We start from the raw sequence: 19,324 nt of genomic DNA on the forward strand, positions 1-19,324 counted from the left end.
TATCTTTTTAACTGAATTTTCAGACCTAAAAGCAAAAAATTTACTCAGCGAGCTTTTTCGTTATCCCCACTGAGTATTAAAATCTCTTAACACATAGAAACTATAAATATAAAATTTGACTAGTACAGTTCAATCCCTTATTGCTCACAATTGCATTTCTTTTTTATATAAAACGTAAGAATATAAATTTGTTATGAGGACAGCAACTACTATAATCCCTAGCATCATATAAGATCTCCAATCAGCTGGAGCGAAAACACTTATAATCATAACGAGTCCTAAAGCTACAAATACTTTTCCACTAAATCGATGTGTTTTCCGCCATACTTCTTCATTACTTAACGTCCAAGGATTACGCATCCCAACGAAAAAGTTAGGCTTACACTGCGGTAAATAATTACCCATCACTAAAAATAAAACGCCAACTAATAATTCTGGGACTCGGTTAATGAATAAATTATATCCTAGTCCACTTGTAATAATATCTATATTTCCTACAAATAGTAACAGGAGTATCCCGTTATTCATCATCATAAAAGCTTTAGAAAATTTCTCGTAATTTGCTTTCCTTGGATCAATCTTTGGTATCACATTTAGAAATACATATAACGCAATCATAATTCCAACCATAGAAATCATTCCGTAAAGTTTAGAAGAATAACCATCTACCTTACCACCACTCCAATGTGTCGCGATTGTATCCGGTAAATGTGGCCAAGCAAACGCCCATGCGATACAAGTTATAAGAATTAATATAATTGCAAAAAGATGTTTTTTCATTTCCCCTCTTCCCCCTTATTCGTAAACGTAAACACCCAGGTCAATAAATCTTGAAATACAGTTGTGTTCAACGAATACACAACGAATTGCCCTTTTTTTTCATCTTGAATAAGTTCAGCATTTTTAAGTGCATTTAAGTGGTGTGAAATACTTGGCTTTGTCATATTGAACTGTTCAGCAATCTCACCAGCAGTTAGATCACCTTCTTTTAATAAGTCTAAAATTTTTCGCCTTGTTGGGTCTGCTAATGCTTTAAATGCTTGATTCAATGTCTTTCTTCCTTTCACTAATTAGACATTTAGATATTTATCTAAATATTAAATTAAAAACCAATAATTGTCAATTGTATCCATAGCCCTTTTTACTTTTCACACTTTTGACCTATACTGTTTATTAGCTTCCATTTCAACATAATGAAAAGACTTGAAACACATGATACACTATAGCTACAATTGTTTTTTTAGGAGGAATATACATATGTATAAAATTTTAATCGTTGAAGACGATCCAAATATTTCATCATTACTACAATCTCACATTCAAAAATATGGCTATGAAGCTGTTGTTGCAGAGAACTTCGATGATATTATGGAATCGTTTAACGCTGTGAAACCACATCTTGTTTTACTTGATGTAAACTTACCGAAATTCGATGGTTTCTACTGGTGCCGTCAAATTCGCCATGAATCTACTTGCCCAATTATTTTCATTTCAGCGCGTGCTGGTGAGATGGAACAAATTATGGCGATTGAAAGCGGTGCGGATGATTATATTACAAAACCGTTCCACTATGACGTTGTAATGGCGAAAATTAAAGGTCAATTACGTCGTATTTACGGTGATTATGCACCAAATATTTCTGAACGTATCGTTGAAGTAGAAGGTTTAAAACTATTCCCAGAACGCCCAGAAATTCATTTCGGCGCTGAGCAAGTTCTTTTAACAAAGAAAGAGGCGATTTTAGCAGAAATGTTATTATCTAAATTCCCTCGTACAGCGAGCCGTGAAGATTTATTAGCTGCTTTATGGGATGATGAGAGCTTCGTTGAAGAAAATACATTAAACGTAAACATTACGCGTCTTCGTAAAAAGTTCAATGAGCTTGGTATTGAAAATGCTATTGAAACAGTACGTGGACTTGGGTATCGTTTTAACGCAACTTGGAGTGAATAAGCATGAAGCTATTTTTACGTGATCATTTTGCATTTTTCCTACTATATGTATTAAACTTCGGAATCATTTTCGTTCTTTATGATGCAGTAGACGGATTTCAAAATAATAAGTTTTACTTCATCGTTTTAAGCTTATACTTATTCATCTGTTTCCTCGCTTATCGTTACGTTCGTAACCGTAGAATGTATCACAGATTAAGTGAACCACCAGAGAAAATGGAAGATGCATTTATTGAAAGAGCGACTGCTCCTATGCCCCACAGTGTAAACGAGCTCGTTCGTACGCAATATCGCCTATTCCAAAAAGACTTACAAACATTCGAAGTAAAACAGCAAGAACACCAATTATTTATTAACCATTGGGTACATCAAATGAAAACGCCTGTTTCTGTTATGCAGCTTATGGTGCTTGAAATGGAAGATGAACATTTAATCCCGAAATTCAAAAAAGAGCTAGAGCGATTAAATCAAGGGCTCGATATGGCTTTATACATGGCAAGATTAAATAACTTCCATGAGGACTTCCATGTTGAGACGATTTCATTAAAAGATACTGTAACAAAAAATATTAACGGATTAAAAGAACTATTCATTCGAAATGGAGTCTTCCCAGTTTTAGAAGTTCATTCAGATTTAAAAGTTGCTTCTGATGCGAAATGGCTAAAGTTCATCATTTATCAGTTAATGACAAATGCCGTTCGCTATTCTGGTGAACGCGGAAAGAAAGTTTTCTTATCAGCTTACCGAAATGGAAAAGATATTATTTTGGAAGTTCGTGACGAAGGTGTCGGTATTCCGCAAGAAGATGTTCGAAGAGTGTTTGAACCATTTTACACTGGAAAAAATGGTCGTACATTCGGGGAATCTACTGGTATGGGACTTTATATTGTAAGTAAAATTTGTGATTATTTAGGTCATTCCGTGAAACTAGACTCTGAAGTTGGTAAAGGAACGACGATTAAAATCATCTTCCACAACGCTGCAAATAATCAAGAAGAGCATACGGAGAAGGTGACTGAAGCATGATCGGAACATATGCTAGCAAAATGTATGAGAACTTACTCTCATACATTTTTTGCAATAAAACTACATATTTGCCTTCTAGCGGGAGGTACATATTATGACATTTTGGCAGTTTGCCTTTAAAAATGTAACACGTAATTCCAGAGCTTATTTCGCTTATTTCGTAAGCAGTTCCTTTTCCATTGCTGTTTTCTTTTCGTTTGCTGTTTATTTATTTCATCCGAAATTACAAAACTCCAATATGATCTCTGAAGTTTCAGGGTTAATGATATTTTCAGAAGTTGTCATTGTCTTGTTCTCTTTTTTCTTTTTACTATATTCAATCGGATCGTTTTTAAAAGTACGTAAAAAACAATTCGGTGTTTTGACCGTTTTAGGAATATCAAGAAAACAATTACACCGTCTCGTTTTTATGGAAAATATGTTAATCGGTATTTTATCTATCTTTTTCGGCATGCAGTTTGGTTTTGTATTTTCACAGTTTTTCTTATTAGTTACAGCGAAAATCACACACCTACCAGGGATATATTTATATCCCCCTACGAATGCTTTCATTTTAACAACAATTGTTTTTCTTGGCCTTTTTATCGTTGTGTCTACATTTACACCGATGCTCATTCGAACGAAAAAATCAGTACATCTCTTAAAAGCAAATGGTGGAAAACAAAAAGAACGAAAGCCATCCATACTCATTTCTCTATTTGGTGCTATATGTTTAATAGGTGGCTACGCTTTAGCGAGCAAACCAATATATTTCGTATCAATAAGCCCACAAATAGCAATGGTTTATATGCTTTCAAGTATTTTCGTCATTCCGGCACTCGTTTCAATCGGAACATATTTCTTCTTTTCGCAAATTAGTTTCTTGCTCATTCACCTGTTGAAAAAGAGACGAAATTTTTATATGAAGCGTATTAATATGCTCTGGATTTCTGATTTAGCTAGCCGCATTCGATCAAATATTAATATGCTTTTCGTTGTGGCAATGCTATCTACAATTGCTTTTACGATGATTACATTTTTATATGGGTTCGGGAAATTTATGAAACTTGATGTTGAACGAAATTCACCATTCGCATTTTCATATTTCTCATTTGATGAGAATCCATTTACTTCCCAGCACTTAAATTGGTTAGAAAAACAATTAGAAGATGGGCAATTCTCTTACGACAAAATTAAAGTAGATTTATACGCTACGCCTGTAGAAGCGAAAAATAATACAGAAATTTATTATGACACATATGCCATAAAGCAAAGTGACTATAATAAGCTCGCTACGTCATTACAATTACAAAAGCTATTTATAAATGAGAATGAAACATATGTATTATCTGGAGCAGCATATGTCCCACTATTTACTTCACTCGATCCAAATTACAATAGAACACATATTACACTCGCTAATACAAATTATAAGCTACAAATAAAAGGGATCAAAATAGATAATACCCTCCCGTCTACTTTTGCTTATGAAACATTAGTATTATCTGATTCTGTCGTTAACAATTTGCCAACTAACACTAAACATGTGACAGTCTATAATTACAACGTAGAAAACTGGGAGAATACATATGCTATTGCTGATGAGTTTGTAAAACGAGCAGATAAAGACCGCGCGAGTATCAAGCACGAAGGATCTCTCGTTCGTATTTTTGAATCAGGCAACTCTTTATACAGAATCAAATCCGGAAGTGCTTCCTACTTCCTCATTGGTACATTCCTTGGGATTATTTTCTTTATTGGAGCTGGTAGTGTACTGTACTTCCGTATGTATACAGATTTAACAAACGAGCAAGAAAAATATGCAACGATTACGAAGATTGGCTTAACAGAATCAGAAATGAAGCGTTCAGCGACCATTCAACTTGGAATCTTATTTTTCGTTCCATACATTATGGCTTCTATTCATACGATGTTTGCGACAAAGATGTTGCAAGATATTATTAACTTATCATTGTTCGCTGAAATTACAGTTGTACTTGTGATTTTTGGAACGGTTGAGATTATCTTTTTCCTATTAATTCGTTCACTTTATATGCAAAAATTATCGCAACATATTAAGTTTTAAATAAGAAAAAGGTGAGCTTTATGAAAAGAGTATGCGGAAAAATCCCCCATACTCCTTTCACATTAACTCTATTAGGAGGTCTAGGCGCATGACATTTTGGCAGTTTGCATTTAAAAACGTGACGCGGAACGCCAGAGCTTATTTCGCCTATTTTGTAAGCAGTGCGTTTTCCATTGCAATTTTCTTCTCGTTTGCAGTTTATTTATTTCATCCTAAATTGCATATGACAGGCGTGAATGCTGCTCTGAACATATTAATGACAATCTCAGAAGTTGTCATTGTATTCTTTTCATTTTTCTTTTTACTATATTCAATCGGTACTTTCTTAAAAGTACGAAAAAAACAGTTCGGAATTTTAACAGTACTTGGCATATCTCCAAAGCAATTAAAGAGGCTCGTATTTCTAGAAAACATGCTAATTGGTGGCCTATCCATATTTTTCGGCATTCAATTTGGCCTTGTCTTTTCACAGTTCTTTTTATTAGTTACCGCCAAAATTACGCATGTGCCTGGTTTATATTTATATTGGTGGCCTACAGGTGCTATCGTTTTAACTATAATTATCTTTCTTGGACTCTTCATTCTCGTATCATCTTTTACACCGATGCTAATCCGTACGAGAAAAGCTGTACGTCTTTTAAAAGAAGGAACAAAACAAAAAGAAAGAAAAGCATCTGTACTCATCTCTCTCTTTGGTGCGATGTGTTTAATATCTGGATATGTTTTAGCAGCAAACCCACTATATTTTATGTCACTAGGAGATATTGCTGGGCTTTTGTACGCTGCCTCCTGTATATTTGTCATCCCATCACTTGCTGCAGCTGGGACATATTTTTTCTTCTCACAAATTAGCTTCTTACTCATTCGCATATTAAAGACGAGAAGAAAATTTTATATGAAACGTATTAATATGCTTTGGGTTTCTGATTTAGCAACTCGGATTCGGACAAATATTAACATGCTCTTTATCGTGACGATGTTATCGACACTCGCTTTCACAATGATTACATTCTTATATGGATTTGGGAAATTCACAAAGTTTGATGAAATAAGGAAAAACCCTTTCCCGTTTACTTATTTATCACATACTGAAAATACGTTAGCTGATGAACATTTAAATTGGTTAGAACAAAAATTTAGCGAAGAGCAGTTTACTTATAAGAAATTTAAAACGAATATATATGAAGTGTCTTCGGCAGAAGATAATGCACAGCTCTATTATGCAATTAAACAAAGTGACTATAATATACTTGCTAAAGCATTAAATTGGGAAACGCTCACCGTAAGTAATAATGAGTCTTATATCCTTATTAAAGACATAGATGATCAATTCATCGGAACAGTTTTTGATCAAGAAAAGAGAAATACTCTGACACTTACTCAAAACTCTTTACAGCTACAAGTGAAAGAATATAAAAGTTATAGCCCTTTCCCGAATAACTTAATATCACAACTTCTCGTATTATCTGATGAAAATGTAGAAGCCTTATCAACCACTTCAAAACAGATGAGTGTATATAGCTTCAAAGTTCCAGATTGGGAAAAGGCACATAATATCGGTTCAGCATTTATAACAAAAATTGATAATGACAATGCAGCTATTCAGGCAGAACATCCACCGTTTCATGCAAGTGAAGCAAGCGACTCTCTATACAAAACAAAATTAAATGTTGCTTCGTTTTTCTTAATTGGTACTTTCCTAGGTGTTATTTTCTTTATCGGAGCTGGCAGTGTTCTTTACTTCCGGATGTATACAGATTTAACAAATGAGCAAGAAAAGTATATAACGATTACAAAAATCGGTTTAACAGAAGTCGAAATGAAGCAATCCGCTACAATTCAACTTGCGATTCTTTTCTTTGTTCCTTACATTATGGCATCGATCCATACAATGTTTGCGACAAAAATGTTGCAAGAGATATTAAATCTATCATTATTCGCTGAAATTACAGTTGTACTTGTAATCTTTGGAACGGTTGAAATTATCTTTTTCCTTTTAATTCGTTCCTTTTATATGCAAAAATTATCACAACATATTAAGTTTTAAAAATAGAAAGGTGATTACTATGGAAGAAGTTTTACACATAAAAAACGTCTCAAAAGTATATGAAGGAAAAGTCCCTCATACCGCTTTAAAAAATATAAATTTACATGTAGATAAAGGCGAATTCGTTGCGATTATGGGGCCGTCTGGGAGCGGTAAATCTACATTTTTAAACGTTATCTCTACAATTGATTCCCCTACTTCTGGTGATGTCGTTATTAACGGAAAAAAACCGCACACATTTCGTAGAGAGAAGTTAGCTATTTTCCGCCGCCAAGAGTTAGGGTTTGTTTTCCAAAACTTTAACCTACTGGATACACTGACAATCGGTGAAAATATCGTACTACCTTTAACTTTAGATAATGTTCCATTAAAAGAAATGGACGAAAAACTTGAGAACATTTCAAAAAAGCTTGGAATTGATCATATTTTGGACAAACGTATTTTTGAAGTTTCTGGAGGACAAGCACAGCGTACTGCAGTAGCGCGTGCTGTTATTCATCATCCATCACTTCTACTTGCCGATGAACCGACAGGAAACTTAGATTCGAAAGCAGCAATTGATGTAATGGAATTATTTACGAAATTAAATAAAGAAGAGGATGCCACAATTTTAATGGTTACTCACGATCCGTTTGCAGCAAGTTATTGTAACCGCGTTATTTTCATTAAAGATGGTGGGCTTTACAATGAATTACACCGCGGACTATATCGCGAGAAATTTTATCAAGAAATTTTAGATGTTTTAGCATTATTAGGAGGAAGACGTGGATGACGTTTTGGCAATTTGCATTTAAGAATGTCTCACGTAATTCTAAAGCATATTTCGCTTATTTTGTAAGTAGTGCGTTTTCTATAATGGTTTTCTTTTCATTTACTGTATACGCGTATCATCCGCGCTTACAAAGTGTACAAAGCTTTCAAGAACGTGACCCTCTAACGAACTTAGCTAGTACAGCACAGCTTGTTATCGTTATGTTCTCGTTCTTCTTTCTCTTATACTCAATTGGAACATTTTTAAATGTACGGAAGCAGCAATTCGGGATACTCACGATTCTCGGTATCTCACAGAGACAATTAAAAAGACTGTTATTTACTGAAAATATGATAATCGGGATATTATCTATCTTTATCGGGATACAAGGTGGCCTTGTATTTTCTAACTTTTTCTTATTAGTTACTTCGAAATTAACAAGTTCAAAAGGTCTCTATTTATATTGGCCAACAGAAGCGATAATCGTTACAACCGTAACATTTATCATTTTATTTTTAATCGTTTCTACGTTTACACCGATGTTTATTCGTACTCGTAAAACAGTCCATCTTATTAAAGGGAACAAGAAAGTGACAGCCGAAAAAAGGCCGTCTATACTCATCTCTTTATTCGCTTTAATTTGTTTAGGGCTATGCTATTATATTGCCGGTTACCCGCAAGGCTACGTAACTGAAAAGAATGTACAAAATGGATCTGTCTTCTTTATTATGTTATCTATTTTACCGCTCGTAGTAGTCGGGACATATTTATTCTTTTCACAAACATTTCTTCTTTTTATCTATATTTTAAAGAAACGCAGAAAGTTTTATTTGAAACAAATAAATATGTTATGGATTTCAGACTTAGTTGCCCGTACCCGTAGTAATATTAATGTACTCTTTATCGTTTCCATGCTATCTGCACTTGCATTTACGATTATTATCGGACTATTTGCTGCGAATAATAATACAAAAGCGTCGATACTAGAACGATATCCAATTCCCTTCACATACAAATTAGAAGGGGACCATTCCCTTGAACGAAAGCACATTAATACTATTGAATCCGAACTTTCCAGTGCTCATTTTCAATATAAAAAATACAAATTTACGCTTTTAAAAGATGATGCTTCAAAAGAAGAGATTGCAATTATGAAAATGAGTGATTATAACGAAATTGCTAAGCAGTTAAGGAGACCTATAATCACCCTTGATGCAAAAGAAGTTTATATTATTTCTCGCTATTCACCAGAACTATTAAACCTTGTATCAAATCCATTTGTAAAACAAAATACAATTACACTTGAATCAAATAAAAAGGAATTTTATATAAAGGGATTTATTAAAAAAGGAATAGCACCACCATTTGCATTACCAAATTTAGTTATTATGCAAGATTATGCAATCGATACTATGGTTCCTCATATTGAAACAATTACGGTTTATAACTATTTCGTGGAGAATTGGGAAAATGCAATTGTTCCAACTAAAAATATATTAAAAAGTATGAGTAATGACACCGAAAAATATTATGAGGCACATAAAAACGATAAGCATGCTGCTCCCGTCCCTTTTAATATTTATACAGCTACTGATGAGTTACTCCATAATAAAGAAAATGCAGTTGCTCAATTCTTTATTTGGGCATTTCTTGGCTTTATTTTCTTTATCGGTGCGGCTAGTGTTTTATACTTCCGTATGTATAACGACTTAACGAATGAAAAACAAAAGTACATTACGATTACAAAACTTGGCTTAACAGAATCAGAAATGTTTCGTTCTGCAACGATTCAATTAGGAATTTTATTTTTCGTTCCTTACATCGTTGCTGGTGTTCACACGTTATTTGCGGTTAAGTTTTTACAAAGCATGTTCGCTTTTTCTTTACTAAAAGAGTTATTGATTGTACTCACCTTTTTCGGGATTATCGAGATTATTTTCTTCTTCTTAATCCGTTCTCTGTACATTAATAAATTATCACAGCATATTAAAGTATGAATAAAATAGCCTTGTGCAATATGCACAAGGCTATTTTCAATAGTTTTTAAATAATTAGCAGCAATATCCACCATAGCCGCCAGCATAACCGCCGTAACCACCATAACCACAAGAACCGCCACCGCCGAAGCAGCTAGCACCGATGATGATTAATAAAATAAACAATACGATTAGAAGCGCAAAACCGCCGCCGCAACCATGGTGTCTGCGGTTACAATCATCATGTCTGTGTTCACACTTTTCGCTCATTACTCTATTCCTCCTTTAGTATCATTCATAACAAGATCGTCTTGCTCTAAATGAGGGGATTCCATTTATATTATGTTTTCAGGGCAAATCGGAAGCTTGGCCTTCCTAAAAACGGGCTTGTTTCATGAAAAGAGCCCCAACACAAAAAGAGGATACCTTTAAATAGGCACCCCCTTCTTTTAAACAAACATATTAAGTAAAAGCGCAAAGCCGAATGCAATAAATGATAACAATGTCTCCAACACCGTCCACGTTTTAAACGTTTCTTTTACTGTCAAACCTAAATACTCTTTTACAAGCCAGAATCCTGCATCATTTACATGAGAAAACATTAATGATCCTGCACCCGTTGCAATAACGAGCAACTCTAAATTCACTCCAGACATGTGCTGAATAACCGGTGAAACAATTCCAGCTGCCGTCGTCAATGCTACTGTCGCTGATCCTGTTGCAATTCGAATTAATCCAGCTACCATGAAAGCTAAAACAATTGGTGATAACGATATATGCTCTGCCATTTGTGCAATAGCTGTTCCAACGCCGCTTTCAATTAATATTTGTTTAAATCCGCCGCCTGCACCAATAATTAAAATAATGGAACCGACAGGTAGTAAACTTTCATCTGTTAATTTTTTAATCACCTTTTTATTAATACCTTGTCTTATTCCAAGTAAATAAAATGCTGCGAAACATGAAATAAGTAAAGCAATTACTGGACTGCCTACAAATACGAAAAATTCAGTTATCTTTTTCGGTAATGAAATATACGGTGCAACTACTGATAAAATCATCAATACAACTGGTAATAAAATAATAAAGAATGAAACTTTACGACTCGGTAAATCAGTTGATACAGTCGTAACTCGAACAAGCTCTGGTTCATTTTCAGGTATAACCCTCTTATGTATCCACTTTGCAAATATCGGTCCTGCGATAATAGCTGTTGGTAACGCAATAATTAAGGAATATAAAAGCACCTTTCCTAAGTTCGCGTTATAAATGCCGATTGCTGTCATCGCTCCTGGATGTGGTGGTACTAGTCCGTGAACAATAGATAATCCAGCAATAACAGGTAAAGCAATTAATAATATATTTTGCTTCGTCGTTTTTCGAATCGAAATAACAAGTGGTAATAAAATGACAATCCCCACTTCAAAAAATACCGGAATCCCTATAACAAATCCTGCAAATAACATAGCCCAAGGTAGTTTCTTCACACCGAAAAATCGAATAAAGAAATCTGCTACTTGCATACCGGCCCCTGAATCGGACATCATTTTTCCTAAAATTGTTCCGAGAGCCAAAATACCAACTAAATGCCCTAGTACACTACCAACACCAGTTTCATAGGCAGTCACTATTTTCGTTAAATTCAGTCCAGACATAATGGCTAAAAATAAACTCGCAACTGTTAAACTAATAAATGCATGCCATTTCCACCATGATACCCCTAAAATAACAATCGCGATCGCAAGTAACGTGACGATTAATAAGTATATATCCATCTCTCATTCCCCTTACTTTTACCCCATATTTGTGGACAGTAAACACCTTATTGGTGCGGGATGAATCCAATTAAAGTCTCACTTTATAAAAAAAGAGGGCGAATACCCTCCTTTTATACGTCATAATTAACTACATAATGCTGCATTTCTGTATTATAGTAGCCTTCGCTATATTCAATTACTTCGCCAACTTCATCGTAAGAATAACGCATACGTTTTAATAATGCGGCACCTTCTTTTTCACCTAACGCTTCTGCAACAAAACTAGGCGCAAATCCAACAGCGAATTCATCTCTGAAGTTTTCTAAATGTATACCTCGGTCTTCAACTAAATCGTAAAGCGATTGTAAGTCAAAGTCCGATAAATCTGTACTTGCCATTCGTGCTGAGAAATAGTGCGTATAATGAATGTACGGCGCATCATTTAACGTATATAAACGTTCAATACGAAAACTCTCCTTACCGAATAATCGAAAAGGCACTGTTCCTTCTTCATTATGAACGACTTCTGCTTTTAGCAATTTCTTTTGTACTTTATATCCTTCTTCCACTAACACTTCTGTAAATTTTTTACCCTTTGACAGTTTTGTCGCAGAAGTATTGCGAATAACTTTCGTTCCTTTACCACTCTTCTTTTCCAAATATCCTTCTTGAGCGAGTTCTTTAATGGCGTTACGCACTGTAATTTTACTCACCTTGAACTCTTCTTCTAACTGCGGTTCGGAAGGAATATTCGTATGAATCGCATATACACCATGCAATATTCGATCACGAATAATATTTTTTATTTGTAAATATAATGGTCCTTTTTTTCTCGTTACGTTCACCGCTACACCCACTACCTTTCTACATCACCTACTGATGCCGTCATTGCCCGAAGTATATCCTTCTCTGATGACATTGGCGTATCACCGACGATTGTATGTGCAAGCATTCCAGCTGCTGACGCAAATGAAACAGCTTTCTCTGGTGCAAACTCTTCTATCTCGCCATGAATAATCCCGCTCGTATAAGCATCTCCAGCACCTATTCTATCATATACAGAAAACGTAAGTGTTTTTGCAAAAGTGAACGCACCATCTTTACATATAAACCCGCGAAGCGAGTGTGTATTATCGCTATTAATAGAGCGATGTGTACCAGCGATTGTAGCGATATGATATGTCTCAGCCACTTTTGGAATAAGATCAACAAGTTGTGCTTCTCGCTCCGTCTCTTCTGTTTTCATTCCAAGAACGAACATTGCATCTTTTTCGTTCATCATAACGATATCAGCAAGAGCTAGCATTTCTTCATAATGCGGTTTCGCTTGCTCATATCCGTCTTCTCCCCAAAGCGATGGACGATAATTACAATCAAAAACGACAGTGCCTCCGTTTTCTTTAACTGCTTTCGCTAAAGATTTCATATGATGGCGTACAGTATCATTCATCGCAAGTGTAATCCCGCAAAAATGAACGATATCAATTTCCTTGGCGATTTTTTCAAATTGGTACATCTCTTCACATGCCGTATTGAAGCTACTCTCTAATCGATTTGAATATGTAACGCGGCTTGCACGTGCACCAAATCCGTTTTCTAAAAAGTACATGCCGACATATTTACCGCCTCTTGAAATAAACGGCACCCGAATGCCTAACTTTTGAATATGTGATATCGCAGCATCCCCAACAGAGTTTTCCGGTAAAGTTGAAATAAGAAAACCTTCATGTCCTAGATGAGAAAGCGCCGCTGCAACATTCACACCTGTACCAGAAAATGAGTAATTTAACGTATTTGCTTGCGACAATAGTTCATATCCTGGTACTTGCAGGCGCATCATTACTTCGCCGAATGCTGCAATTTTCTTACGCATATTGATCAACTAGCTTCTTCACTACCGCTAATAACTCACGAACATCTTCTGTTTTCGTATTACCAGTTTCTTTATCAATAATAGAAGAGTACACGTGCGGGATAACTTGCTCTACGTTTGCCTCTAGCGCAATACGCACAATTGTTTCAAAGTTTTCTTTATCAATTCCGCCCGTTGGCTCTAATGCAAATCCTTCTTCCGCACATGCTTTCGCAACAGCGCGATATTCTTCTTCATGAGCTAGCCCTTTCATCGGGAAGTATTTCAAGGAATTTCCGCCCATATCACGTACAAGTGCGATTGCTGTTTTAATTGGGACGATTGCTTTTTCTTCCCCAGCTGCACTAATTGGACCAGTAGAAATATTTACGTACCCTACTTTTCCTGTTGGTGATACTAAACTATTAATCCAGCTATCTTTTCCGCCTAGATTTGCACGTGTCGCTCCAACTGAAGGAAACACTTGGTTAATATGGCTACCAGGGTAATGCTTCGCAATTTCAGCTACAACTGCCGCTTGGCGATTATCTCCTGCTCCTAGTCCGATTGATACAGCGTCATCAATTTCTTTTCCATATGCTTTCATCGCTGTAACTGCTTCTTCTACTGTTGGATAGTCTTTTGATAACACTCCAACAACTACATAACCTTCTGCTGCTTCAAAAATGTCTTTCGCATTTTCGATATTGTTCGCTAATACATTTAATGCTACGCGGCCTTTATAAAAACGTTTTTGAATGTTTGTCATTTTAGTTTCCCCCTACAATTTCTCTCATTTTTTCTTCAATCACATATATATCATCACCTTGAAGTGGACGTGGATCAATATCAAAGAATCCTTGTCTTACTCCGTAATCACGCGTGTAAATAGCAATTTCCCCTTCGCGTAATGCATTTACGACGTCTTTTGCTGATTTATTTAACTCGTTCTCGTTAATATGAATACGTGCTCTAAAGATTGCTCTTCCTGCCTCATCTTGAACGATCGTTACATTTACACCGTTTAATTCTTTCAGCGGCATAAGTACTTGTAATAACTCTTTTTCTTGTTCACTCTTATCTTCTTTTACTCCATACTCATCAAGCGCTTGAAGTAAACCGAAAGTTGTTTCTTTCCCAACTTTCATACTTCTTCCGATGCAATGTAATTGCACTTTCAGCCACTCAATATATTTTCGTTTCCCGCCGACAATACCAGAAGTAGGTCCTTCAATTGCCTTTGAACCGCTATAAATGGCAAGATCTGAATACTTCACATACTTTTGAATATCTTCTTCAGCTGCCGCATCGACGATAAGTGGTACGTTATTTCGCTGCGCGACTTCCCATGCTTCTTCAACAGAAATCATATTTTTTTGTACGGCATGATGGGATTTCACATATAGAATCGCTGCTGTATTTTCACCAATCGCATCTTCAATATGTTCTGCTTTCCCTTCATTTGCATAGCCAACTTCTACAAGTTTACCGCCGCCTAAATAAATCATCGTTTCAACAGGAGCACCGTATTGAACGTTATGACCTTTTAACATAATCACTTCGTTTTTCACGATGACCTCTTGATGAAGTCGTTCACTTTTACGACGGTTTCCTTCTGTAACGATACCAGCGATAGAAAGCGCAATTCCGCTTGATGCTGAATTTACAACAACTGCTGCCTCTGAATCTAGAATTCTCGCAATATGGTCTCCCGCTTTATCTACTAAATCAGCAATTTCCACATAATTTTGTCCACCATGTTTCATCGCATCCATAACTGTATCTGTAGGAGCAGATACACCTAAAATACTCATTCTACCGCTCGCATTAATCACTCTTTTTAATCCGTACTTAGCATTCAATGAATGACCCATTGATTACAACCCCTTTCGTATCAATTCTTCTTTCAGCAACACGCTGATCCCCTTCTGAATCAATTAACGTAATCGGTTCATCTTTCACCGTAAATAAAGTTAAGTTTGCAATATCGCCTTCTTGAATACGGCCAAGCTCTGGTTTTTTCAGCCACTCTGCCGCATTTTTCGTAACCGCATCAATTACTTCTTCTAGCGGATAACCTAAGTAAAGGAATTTCGAAAGAACGTGAGCCATACTATACACTGGACCGTGTATACGATTCTTCCGGTAAATGTCTGTACTAATTGTATTAAAGGCAATACCGTGACGCTTCGCCGCTTCTGCTACTTTAAAAGAAAAACTAGCATTACCGTGACCAACATCTAAATGAATACCGCGATTCACTGCATCTAGTAATACAGGTAGCGGTTTGTCTTCTTCATCAAATAAATTATTTTCTTTCCCGTTTAAGTAATGTGTAATGACATCATCTTTTGCTAAAAGAGGTACAACTTCCTCAATGCGAGGAGGCGCTGAGCCGATATGTACCATAATCGGTAATGATGTGTCACGAGATAAAGAGCGTGCAACATGAAGCGGTTCAATTCCACTATCACAAACAACACTTTTACTCATTCTCGCCTTTAACCCAACGATTACATCTTTATACTTTTCTACTGCTTCTATTACTTTCTCTCTATCTATCCATTCCATATTGGATAATTCATCAATTCGTTTCAAACCGATGCGAGAAATATTTAAAAAGGCAAATAAATTCGTTTTCGCCTGCTCTCTACTTTGTACTAAATCTGCAATACGATCAGCTCCGCAGCTACCCGCATCAACAATTGTCGTTACCCCTTGCTTAACGCCAATTTCATCCACCTCATCGCCATACGGATCAAACTCTGGAAAAGCATGAACGTGTAAATCAATCCAGCCACTCGATACGTAAGTACCTGAGTAATCAAGAACCTTTCCACCTTCACCAGCACCAGCTTTTGTCACCTGTGCGATTTTATTATTTTCAATTACAATGTCAATCTCTTCCCCGTTCACACGTTTCACATTACGTAGTACGAATCGTTCTGTCATTGTATTTCCACCCTTTTCTATAAGAAGCCATAAGAATACGCTTACATTAAAGTTTCATTTTTTATATCTCTTTCACATATTTAGAGTATCACGAAAAAAACGAAAAGTAAATATAACGTTATAATGTTTAATGGTAAATAAAAAGACAATCCATTTCTTATATGCCAAAAGACTGACCCATAACGGACCAGCCTTTTTCTCTATTCCTGAACCGTCACAATAACCCCGTCCATATTATTCCCCGAAATTTCATACTGCTTATTCGCTGGAACATTCACGTTCATACGACCTGAAACTTTATAATAAGAAACCGTATATTTCTTACCTTCAACCTCAGTTGAAACTTCTTTTTCCTCTTTTAAGAAGTCCAAATATTCCTCTAACGTAATCTTCTTTTTTTGCATAATTGCGCTATGAGGTAGGCCGACATAACGTATGTGCCACGGCTCATATTGAATGCCCGTAATATTACTTTTATTTTTCGGATAACGTAAAACAAACCCGTGCTTCCATACGTTCTCTTCAATCCATTTTCCTTCAGGAGCTTTCTCCATTTTCTTTTGAGTAGACCCAACGTCGAGTGATAACCCTAAATTATGTTCACTATATCCTGCTGGAAGTGCATAATCAGATCCCATTTCTTTATATAATTTACTTTGTTCTTGAAAATCTCGGTAACCGCTACTCATTAAGAAATGCTCTACTCCATCTTTCCCAGCTGCATCGACAACGTTCAAAAACTTTTTTACAACACCCTTTGATAAGCGAAGATTTCTATCAAATATTACATAGCCTCTTACTAATTCACTATTGTGATTTACATTTATAATATCGGACCTAACACTATCTTTTTTAACCGGATAATCTTTATTAACTAATAATAGATCACCTTTATAAATTTCTTCTTTTGTCACTTCTACCTTTTCAGTATTCGCAGCTTTTACTTTATTATCTTTTTCTGCAATTTTAACGTCGATCTCCTTTTGAAATAATGGTGATATATAAAAGCCTACACATGCTGTACATACTATAAATAGAGAAATAAATACCCACTTTTTCATTTCTAGTTCCTCCTTAACTTAACTTACGTATAGAATAGAAAAAACTATTAAAATAAAAAGTGGGGTAAAGTTTAAATTTTTATTAAATTGTTTCGCTTTCTTCTTTTGGCAATCTCACTTCAAATATCGTTCTAATAACATCGCTTTCAGCAGAAATCGTACCATCATGCTGCTCGATAATATTTTTTGCGATAAATAGTCCAAGGCCTGTTCCGCCACGGTCCTCTGTTCTCGATTTATCACCTGTATAAAACACATCAAAAAGATACGGTAAATCTTCTTCTGGAATGCTATCTCCGTAATTTATAATTTGTACAACAACTTCTTCATTATCGATATACCCATTCATATCAACAAATTGTCCATCGCATCCGTATCGAACGGCATTTGTTAACAAGTTTTCAAATACTCTAGCTAGCAATTTCCCATCACCATTAATTGGTAAATGAGGATCAACATTCAGCCTAGCTTCTAAATGATGTTTCTCTAATAGCGGATATAATTCCTCGTCTAACTGTATGAGTAATTCACTTATATCAATTTGCTTTTTATCTAGCTTTAGCATGCCATAATTCATACGTGTAATTTCAAATAGTTCATCAATTAAACTTTCCAGTCTTTGCGATTTTGTATATGCAATCGTAGAAAAATGCTTAATTTGTTCCTTCGTTAAATTCTCATCTTTAAGAATTAAATCTAAATATCCTAACACAGATGTTAGCGGCGTTCTTAAATCATGAGCTAAGTTAACAATTAACTGGTCTTTACTACTCTCTGCAAAGTCTCCTCGTTCCACTGCTTCTTTTAATTTTTCACTCGCTACATTAATTTCGCCGGCGATATATCCAAACTCATCATTTGATAAAACGCGAACTTGATTTGTAAAATCCCCATTCGCCAAATGATGAATCCCGTCTGAAATTTCATCAAAATACTTTAAATATGGTCTAGTAAGGAAGAAAAAAAACATAATAGACAGAGGGATGAATATAAGTAAAAAGAAAGTAATATCCCCAATCCCTCTTATAACTGAACGAAATTGAGCTAAAGGATCCTCATAATGCACCGCTAATTTATAGTAAATCCGTAATCCTTCATAAATTAAATACGTTACACCAGCTGCTAATACCATACTTAACGCAAATAGCATAACCATCTTCGAGCGAAAGCTTCTCATCTTTTTAGCCATTGAAAGTATACCCTACTCCCCACACTGTTTTTATTAACTTATTCTTTCTTTTATCTTCTCCAAGTTTTTTCCGCAAAGTACGGATATGTACCATAACTGTATTTCCGCCTTCATAATAATCATCTGCCCATACTTGCTGGAATATATTTTCCACACTGTACACTTTCTTCGGGTGACTTGCTAATACATATAAAATATCAAATTCTTTTGGTGTTAATTCAATTGGCTCTCCGTACACATTTACTGTTCGGCGCTCAGGATCAATAACAATTCCACCAATTTCCAAAGCAGATTTACTCTCTTCTATTTTCGGCTGATTTAACGTAAGAAATCGGCGTAGTTGTGCATTTACGCGGGCAACTAATTCAATCGGTGTAAAAGGCTTCGTCATATAATCATCTGCGCCTAATACAAGACCTGTCACCTTATCAAAATCAGATGTTTTCGCACTTAAGAAAATGATTGGCATATGATGTTTTGCGCGAATTTGGCGCGTCACTTCATAACCATCCATTTTCGGCATCATAATATCTAAGACCACTAATTCGATTGGCTGCGTTTGAATAATATGCATGGCTTCTTCTCCATCAGCTGCTTTAACGACGTGGTACCCTTCTTTTTCTAAATGTATCTCTATTAAATCAGCAATTTCTGCCTCATCATCTGCTATTAAAATTGAAATGTTCTTCATTTTAC

18 protein-coding genes are annotated in these 19,324 nt (G+C 35.6%); 6 read left to right on the forward strand and 12 right to left on the reverse strand.

Annotated elements, in window-relative coordinates; translation table 11 throughout:
• Nucleotides 1-144 precede the first annotated feature (144 nt).
• Together BAU23_RS01220 and BAU23_RS01225 are read right to left on the reverse strand one after the other, a co-directional pair.
• Nucleotides 145-780: an SdpI family protein gene (locus BAU23_RS01220; RefSeq protein WP_000716339.1), complete on the reverse strand. Its 636-nt coding sequence runs from the start codon at nucleotides 778-780 to the stop codon at nucleotides 145-147.
• A complete protein-coding gene (locus BAU23_RS01225) occupies nucleotides 777-1,049 on the reverse strand; it encodes an autorepressor SdpR family transcription factor (RefSeq protein WP_001070536.1) in 273 nt (90 codons plus the stop codon). The genes BAU23_RS01220 and BAU23_RS01225 overlap by 4 nt, the downstream gene beginning before the upstream one ends.
• Before the next feature lie 208 nt (nucleotides 1,050-1,257).
• Here BAU23_RS01225 and BAU23_RS01230 point away from each other — a divergent pair, with 208 nt between their 5' ends.
• The 6 genes from BAU23_RS01230 to BAU23_RS01255 all read left to right on the forward strand — a co-directional run bounded on the left by BAU23_RS01230 (nucleotide 1,258) and on the right by BAU23_RS01255 (nucleotide 9,838).
• Nucleotides 1,258-1,953, forward strand: a complete 696-nt coding sequence (locus BAU23_RS01230; protein WP_000276736.1) for a response regulator transcription factor — start codon at nucleotides 1,258-1,260, stop codon at nucleotides 1,951-1,953.
• A 2-nt stretch (nucleotides 1,954-1,955) separates the two neighbouring features.
• Nucleotides 1,956-2,978, forward strand: a complete 1,023-nt coding sequence (locus BAU23_RS01235) for a sensor histidine kinase (RefSeq protein ID WP_000765335.1) — start codon at nucleotides 1,956-1,958, stop codon at nucleotides 2,976-2,978.
• 94 nt (nucleotides 2,979-3,072) lie between these two features.
• Nucleotides 3,073-5,043: an FtsX-like permease family protein gene (locus BAU23_RS01240; RefSeq protein WP_016130414.1), complete on the forward strand. Its 1,971-nt coding sequence runs from the start codon at nucleotides 3,073-3,075 to the stop codon at nucleotides 5,041-5,043.
• An 88-nt stretch (nucleotides 5,044-5,131) separates the two neighbouring features.
• The gene (locus BAU23_RS01245) at nucleotides 5,132-7,090 is read left to right on the forward strand and encodes an FtsX-like permease family protein (protein ID WP_071733408.1); all 1,959 of its coding nucleotides are present in this window, start codon (nucleotides 5,132-5,134) and stop codon (nucleotides 7,088-7,090) included.
• 19 nt (nucleotides 7,091-7,109) lie between these two features.
• Entirely contained in the window at nucleotides 7,110-7,862 is a 753-nt protein-coding gene (locus tag BAU23_RS01250) for an ABC transporter ATP-binding protein (protein ID WP_000393253.1), read from the forward strand.
• Nucleotides 7,859-9,838: an FtsX-like permease family protein gene (locus BAU23_RS01255; RefSeq protein ID WP_071733410.1), complete on the forward strand. Its 1,980-nt coding sequence runs from the start codon at nucleotides 7,859-7,861 to the stop codon at nucleotides 9,836-9,838. Before BAU23_RS01250 ends, BAU23_RS01255 begins: the two co-directional genes overlap by 4 nt.
• Nucleotides 9,839-9,892: 54 nt before the next feature.
• Here BAU23_RS01255 and BAU23_RS01260 read toward each other — a convergent pair whose 3' ends face one another.
• The 10 genes from BAU23_RS01260 to BAU23_RS01305 all read right to left on the reverse strand — a co-directional run bounded on the left by BAU23_RS01260 (nucleotide 9,893) and on the right by BAU23_RS01305 (nucleotide 19,319).
• The gene (locus BAU23_RS01260) at nucleotides 9,893-10,087 is read right to left on the reverse strand and encodes a YjcZ family sporulation protein (RefSeq protein WP_001290403.1); all 195 of its coding nucleotides are present in this window, start codon (nucleotides 10,085-10,087) and stop codon (nucleotides 9,893-9,895) included.
• 179 nt (nucleotides 10,088-10,266) lie between these two features.
• Nucleotides 10,267-11,592, reverse strand: a complete 1,326-nt coding sequence (gntP, locus tag BAU23_RS01265; protein ID WP_000356165.1) for a gluconate permease GntP — start codon at nucleotides 11,590-11,592, stop codon at nucleotides 10,267-10,269.
• Between the two features lie 113 nt (nucleotides 11,593-11,705).
• Entirely contained in the window at nucleotides 11,706-12,431 is a 726-nt protein-coding gene (locus BAU23_RS01270; protein ID WP_000537698.1) for a GntR family transcriptional regulator, read from the reverse strand.
• The gene (locus BAU23_RS01275; protein ID WP_001227491.1) at nucleotides 12,431-13,447 is read right to left on the reverse strand and encodes a sugar kinase; all 1,017 of its coding nucleotides are present in this window, start codon (nucleotides 13,445-13,447) and stop codon (nucleotides 12,431-12,433) included. Before BAU23_RS01275 ends, BAU23_RS01270 begins: the two co-directional genes overlap by 1 nt.
• On the reverse strand, nucleotides 13,440-14,195 hold the full coding sequence (dagF, locus tag BAU23_RS01280) for a 2-dehydro-3-deoxy-phosphogluconate aldolase (protein WP_000181913.1): 756 nt from the start codon (nucleotides 14,193-14,195) through the stop codon (nucleotides 13,440-13,442). The genes BAU23_RS01275 and dagF overlap by 8 nt, the downstream gene beginning before the upstream one ends.
• Nucleotide 14,196: 1 nt before the next feature.
• A complete protein-coding gene (locus tag BAU23_RS01285) occupies nucleotides 14,197-15,300 on the reverse strand; it encodes a DgaE family pyridoxal phosphate-dependent ammonia lyase (RefSeq protein ID WP_016130416.1) in 1,104 nt (367 codons plus the stop codon).
• Nucleotides 15,278-16,378, reverse strand: a complete 1,101-nt coding sequence (locus BAU23_RS01290; protein WP_071733412.1) for an amidohydrolase/deacetylase family metallohydrolase — start codon at nucleotides 16,376-16,378, stop codon at nucleotides 15,278-15,280. The genes BAU23_RS01285 and BAU23_RS01290 overlap by 23 nt, the downstream gene beginning before the upstream one ends.
• A 200-nt stretch (nucleotides 16,379-16,578) precedes the next feature.
• Nucleotides 16,579-17,439: a D-Ala-D-Ala carboxypeptidase VanY gene (locus BAU23_RS01295; protein ID WP_000759421.1), complete on the reverse strand. Its 861-nt coding sequence runs from the start codon at nucleotides 17,437-17,439 to the stop codon at nucleotides 16,579-16,581.
• An 82-nt stretch (nucleotides 17,440-17,521) separates the two neighbouring features.
• Complete coding sequence (locus BAU23_RS01300) at nucleotides 17,522-18,628, reverse strand: HAMP domain-containing sensor histidine kinase (protein ID WP_001085285.1); 1,107 nt, start codon at nucleotides 18,626-18,628, stop codon at nucleotides 17,522-17,524.
• Nucleotides 18,621-19,319, reverse strand: coding sequence for a response regulator transcription factor (locus tag BAU23_RS01305; RefSeq protein WP_000790346.1), 699 nt, complete (start codon nucleotides 19,317-19,319; stop codon nucleotides 18,621-18,623). Before BAU23_RS01305 ends, BAU23_RS01300 begins: the two co-directional genes overlap by 8 nt.
• Nucleotides 19,320-19,324: the final 5 nt, after the last annotated feature.

The sequence above is a fragment of the Bacillus nitratireducens genome (genome assembly GCF_001884135.1).
GTDB classification, from domain to species: Bacteria; Bacillota; Bacilli; order Bacillales; family Bacillaceae_G; genus Bacillus_A; species Bacillus_A nitratireducens.

Coding starts and splice junctions, on each gene's coding strand:
- BAU23_RS01250 (WP_000393253.1), top strand. CDS start 7,110: ATGGAAGAAGTTTTACACATAAAAAACGTCTCAAAAGTATATGAAGGA.
- BAU23_RS01300 (WP_001085285.1), bottom strand. CDS start 18,628: ATGGCTAAAAAGATGAGAAGCTTTCGCTCGAAGATGGTTATGCTATTT.
- BAU23_RS01220 (WP_000716339.1), bottom strand. CDS start 780: ATGAAAAAACATCTTTTTGCAATTATATTAATTCTTATAACTTGTATC.
- BAU23_RS01290 (WP_071733412.1), bottom strand. CDS start 16,378: ATGACAGAACGATTCGTACTACGTAATGTGAAACGTGTGAACGGGGAA.
- BAU23_RS01230 (WP_000276736.1), top strand. CDS start 1,258: ATGTATAAAATTTTAATCGTTGAAGACGATCCAAATATTTCATCATTA.
- BAU23_RS01240 (WP_016130414.1), top strand. CDS start 3,073: ATGACATTTTGGCAGTTTGCCTTTAAAAATGTAACACGTAATTCCAGA.
- dagF (WP_000181913.1), bottom strand. CDS start 14,195: ATGACAAACATTCAAAAACGTTTTTATAAAGGCCGCGTAGCATTAAAT.
- BAU23_RS01285 (WP_016130416.1), bottom strand. CDS start 15,300: ATGGGTCATTCATTGAATGCTAAGTACGGATTAAAAAGAGTGATTAAT.
- gntP (WP_000356165.1), bottom strand. CDS start 11,592: ATGGATATATACTTATTAATCGTCACGTTACTTGCGATCGCGATTGTT.
- BAU23_RS01295 (WP_000759421.1), bottom strand. CDS start 17,439: ATGAAAAAGTGGGTATTTATTTCTCTATTTATAGTATGTACAGCATGT.
- BAU23_RS01245 (WP_071733408.1), top strand. CDS start 5,132: ATGACATTTTGGCAGTTTGCATTTAAAAACGTGACGCGGAACGCCAGA.
- BAU23_RS01235 (WP_000765335.1), top strand. CDS start 1,956: ATGAAGCTATTTTTACGTGATCATTTTGCATTTTTCCTACTATATGTA.
- BAU23_RS01260 (WP_001290403.1), bottom strand. CDS start 10,087: ATGAGCGAAAAGTGTGAACACAGACATGATGATTGTAACCGCAGACAC.
- BAU23_RS01275 (WP_001227491.1), bottom strand. CDS start 13,447: ATGCGTAAGAAAATTGCAGCATTCGGCGAAGTAATGATGCGCCTGCAA.
- BAU23_RS01255 (WP_071733410.1), top strand. CDS start 7,859: ATGACGTTTTGGCAATTTGCATTTAAGAATGTCTCACGTAATTCTAAA.
- BAU23_RS01305 (WP_000790346.1), bottom strand. CDS start 19,319: ATGAAGAACATTTCAATTTTAATAGCAGATGATGAGGCAGAAATTGCT.